Genomic DNA, 4339 nt, shown 5'->3' with positions numbered 1-4339 from the left:
CGGATGTGGAGTCGATAAATGAGATTGAAGGAATATATATGAAATTAAGATTTATTTCGTCTGCGCTGGCTGCCGCACTATTCGCCGCTACGGGTAGTTATGCTGCCGTTGTAGATGGCGGTACAATTCACTTTGAAGGCGAACTGGTGAATGCTGCCTGTTCAGTGAATACTGACTCGGCAGACCAGGTTGTCACACTCGGTCAATATCGTACCGATATTTTCAATGCTGTTGGTAATACCTCTGCATTAATTCCATTCACCATTCAGTTGAACGACTGCGATCCTGTTGTTGCCGCTAATGCTGCCGTTGCATTTTCTGGTCAGGCTGATGCAATCAATGATAATTTATTGGCCATTGCATCCAGTACCAATACAACAACAGCAACGGGTGTCGGTATTGAAATACTTGATAATACATCCGCAATTCTCAAACCTGATGGGAATAGCTTCTCAACCAACCAGAACTTGATCCCCGGAACCAACGTTCTTCATTTTTCTGCACGTTATAAAGGCACCGGTACAAGTGCATCAGCAGGGCAAGCAAATGCTGACGCGACTTTTATTATGAGATACGAATAATCAAAACCACGTTGTTTTGAATTATATATCACGTCTTATAACAAAGTAATGTACCGGTTGTCTGAAGCGGTATGGTGGCAATGTAAATCGAAATCATGTTCACTTTGTATCATGCCGCTTTATTAAATGAAAAGGGAATGATGTGTTGTAAGAAACCAAAGCAATCATTTCTTTATATTTCTTATTTTTGCCGTCAGGAATACACAAGGCGTATTAACTATGATGACTAAAATAAAGTTATTGATGCTCATTATATTTTATTTAATCATTTCGGCCAGCGCCCATGCTGCCGGAGGGATCGCATTAGGTGCCACGCGTATTATTTATCCCGCTGATGCTAAACAGACTGCGGTATGGATTAGAAATAGCCATACCAATGAGCGTTTTCTGGTCAATTCGTGGATTGAAAACAGCAGCGGTGTAAAAGAAAAGTCATTCATCATTACACCGCCACTGTTTGTTAGTGAACCCAAAAGCGAAAATACTTTGCGTATTATTTACACCGGTCCACCGCTGGCAGCAGATCGTGAGTCTCTGTTCTGGATGAATGTTAAGACGATCCCTTCGGTAGATAAAAATGCATTGAACGGCAGGAATGTTTTGCAACTGGCGATTTTATCGCGCATGAAATTATTTCTCCGTCCAATTCAATTACAAGAATTACCCGCAGAAGCGCCGGACACACTCAAGTTTTCGCGATCCGGTAACTATATCAATGTTCATAATCCATCACCTTTTTATGTCACCCTCGTTAACCTGCAAGTGGGCAGCCAAAAGTGGGGGAATGCTATGGCGGCACCCAGAGTTAGTTCACAAATTCCCTTACCCTCAGGAGTGCAGGGAAAGCTGAAATTTCAGACCGTTAATGATTATGGTTCAGTAACCCCGGTCAGAGAAGTGAACTTAAACTAACCGAATCATCTGACAATATCAGAGCTAATTATGAAAATACCCACTACTACGGATATTCCGCAGAGGTATACCTGGTGTCTGGCCGGAATTTGTTATTCATCTCTTGCCATTTTACCCTCCTTTTTAAGCTATGCGGAAAGTTATTTCAACCCGGCATTTTTATTAGAGAATGGCACATCCGTTGCTGATTTATCGCGCTTTGAGAGAGGCAATCATCAACCTGCGGGAGTGTATCGGGTGGATCTCTGGCGTAATGATGAGTTCATTGGTTCACAGGATATCGTATTTGAATCGACAACAGAAAATACAGGTGATAAATCAGGTGGGTTAATGCCCTGTTTTAACCAGGTACTCCTTGAACGAATTGGCCTTAATAGCAGTGCATTTCCCGAGTTAGCCCAGCAGCAAAACAATAAATGCATCAATTTACTGAAAGCTGTACCTGATGCCACAATTAACTTTGATTTTGCAGCGATGCGCCTGAACATCACTATTCCTCAGATAACGTTGTTGAGTAGCGCTCACGGTTACATTCCGCCTGAAGAGTGGGATGAAGGTATTCCTGCTTTACTCCTGAATTATAATTTCACCGGTAACAGAGGTAATGGTAACGATAGCTATTTTTTTAGTGAGCTCAGCGGGATTAATATTGGCCCGTGGCGTTTACGCAACAATGGTTCCTGGAACTATTTTCGCGGAAATGGATATCATTCAGAACAGTGGAATAATATTGGCACCTGGGTACAGCGCGCCATTATTCCGCTGAAAAGTGAACTGGTAATGGGAGACGGCAATACAGGAAGTGATATTTTCGATGGTGTTGGATTTCGTGGTGTACGGCTTTATTCTTCCGATAATATGTATCCTGATAGCCAGCAAGGGTTTGCCCCAACGGTACGTGGGATTGCCCGTACGGCGGCCCAGCTAACGATTCGGCAAAATGGTTTTATTATCTATCAAAGCTATGTTTCCCCCGGCGCTTTTGAAATTACAGATTTGCACCCGACATCTTCAAATGGCGATCTGGACGTCACCATCGACGAGCGCGATGGTAATCAGCAGAATTACACTATCCCGTATTCAACAGTGCCAATTTTACAACGCGAAGGGCGTTTCAAATTTGACCTGACGGCGGGCGATTTTCGTAGCGGTAATAGTCAGCAATCATCGCCTTTCTTTTTTCAGGGCACGGCACTCGGCGGTTTACCACAGGAATTTACTGCCTACGGCGGGACGCAATTATCTGCCAATTACACCGCCTTTTTATTAGGACTGGGGCGCAATCTCGGAAACTGGGGGGCAGTGTCGCTGGATGTGACCCATGCGCGCAGTCAGTTAGCCGACGACAGTCGTCATGAGGGGGATTCCATTCGCTTCCTCTATGCGAAATCGATGAACACCTTCGGCACCAATTTTCAGTTAATGGGTTACCGCTATTCGACACAAGGTTTTTATACCCTTGATGATGTTGCGTATCGTCGAATGGAGGGGTACGAATATGATTACGATTACGACGGTGAGCATCGGGATGAACCGATAATCGTGAATTACCACAATTTACGCTTTAGCCGTAAAGACCGTTTGCAGTTAAATATTTCACAATCACTTAATGACTTTGGCTCGCTTTATATCTCTGGTACCCATCAAAAATACTGGAATACTTCGGATTCAGATACCTGGTATCAGGTGGGGTATACCAGCAGCTGGGTTGGCATCAGTTATTCACTCTCATTTTCGTGGAATGAATCTGTAGGGATCCCCGATAACGAACGTATTGTCGGACTTAATGTTTCAGTGCCTTTCAATGTTCTGACCAAACGTCGCTACACCCGGGAAAATGCGCTCGACCGCGCTTATGCCTCCTTTAACGCCAACCGTAACAGCAACGGGCAAAATAGCTGGCTGGCAGGTGTAGGTGGGACCTTACTGGAAGGCCACAACCTGAGTTATCACGTAAGCCAGGGTGATACCTCGAATAATGGGTATACGGGCAGCGCCACGGCAAACTGGCAGGCCGCTTACGCTACGCTGGGGGTCGGGTATAACTACGACCGCGATCAACATGACGTTAACTGGCAGCTGTCTGGCGGTGTGGTCGGGCATGAAAATGGCATAACGCTGAGCCAGCCTTTAGGGGATACCAATGTTTTGATTAAAGCGCCTGGCGCAGGCGGTGTACGCATTGAAAATCAAACTGGCATTTTAACCGACTGGCGCGGCTATGCGGTGATGCCGTATGCCACGGTTTATCGGTATAACCGTATCGCGCTTGATACCAATACGATGGGGAATTCCATCGATGTTGAAAAAAATATTAGCAGCGTTGTGCCGACGCAAGGCGCGTTGGTTCGTGCCAATTTTGATACCCGCATAGGCGTGCGGGCGCTCATTACCGTTACCCAGGGCGGAAAACCGGTGCCGTTTGGATCACTGGTACGGGAAAACAGTATCGGAATAACCAGTATGTGGGTGATGACGGGCAAGTTTATTTAAGTGGTGCGCCATTGTCTGGTGAATTACTGGTTCAGTGGGGAGACGGCGCGAACTCACGCTGCATTGCGCACTATGTATTGCCGAAGCAAAGCTTACAGCAAGCCGTCACTGTTATTTCGGCAGTTTGCACACATCCTGGCTCATAAAGGAAATTATCAATGAAGATAATCTGCAGATTATTATTGGCGATGGCATGTTTGTGTCTGGCAAACATATCCTGGGCTACTGTTTGTGCAAATAGTACTGGCGTAGCAGAAGATGAACACTATGATCTCTCAAATATCTTTAATAGCACCAATAACCAGCCAGGGCAGATTGTTGTTTTACCGGAAAAATCCGGCTGGGTAGGTGTC

The 4339-nt window shown here is 45.4% G+C and carries 2 protein-coding genes and 2 pseudogenes; all 4 read left to right on the top strand.

The genetic code is table 11. The features are described 5' to 3' along the window. Positions 1-38 precede the first annotated feature (38 nt). Positions 39-581 carry a type 1 fimbrial major subunit FimA gene (fimA, locus tag E0D98_RS21610; protein WP_000776555.1) on the top strand — a complete coding sequence of 181 codons (543 nt, stop codon included), beginning with the start codon at positions 39-41 and terminating at the stop codon, positions 579-581. A gap of 219 nt (positions 582-800) precedes the next feature. Further along, positions 801-1493, top strand: a complete 693-nt coding sequence (gene fimC / locus E0D98_RS21605) for a type 1 fimbria chaperone FimC (protein WP_000988367.1) — start codon at positions 801-803, stop codon at positions 1491-1493. A gap of 30 nt (positions 1494-1523) precedes the next feature. Continuing rightward, positions 1524-4132: pseudogene (locus E0D98_RS21600) on the top strand (fimbrial biogenesis usher protein). Positions 4133-4144: 12 nt separating this feature from the next. After that, positions 4145-4339 (top strand): annotated as a pseudogene (locus E0D98_RS21595) (fimbrial protein); the annotation flags it as partial.

This window comes from Escherichia sp. KCJ4928, assembly GCF_004352695.1.
Classification (GTDB): domain Bacteria; phylum Pseudomonadota; class Gammaproteobacteria; order Enterobacterales; family Enterobacteriaceae; genus ECMA0423.
The sequence above is the reverse complement of the archived record's forward strand: the minus strand, read 5'-3'. Positions and strand labels throughout refer to the sequence as shown.

Bases quoted from the DNA above. Each gene is read 5' to 3' on its own strand.
- fimA (WP_000776555.1), top strand. From the start codon at position 39: ATGAAATTAAGATTTATTTCGTCTGCGCTGGCTGCCGCACTATTCGCC.
- fimC (WP_000988367.1), top strand. From the start codon at position 801: ATGATGACTAAAATAAAGTTATTGATGCTCATTATATTTTATTTAATC.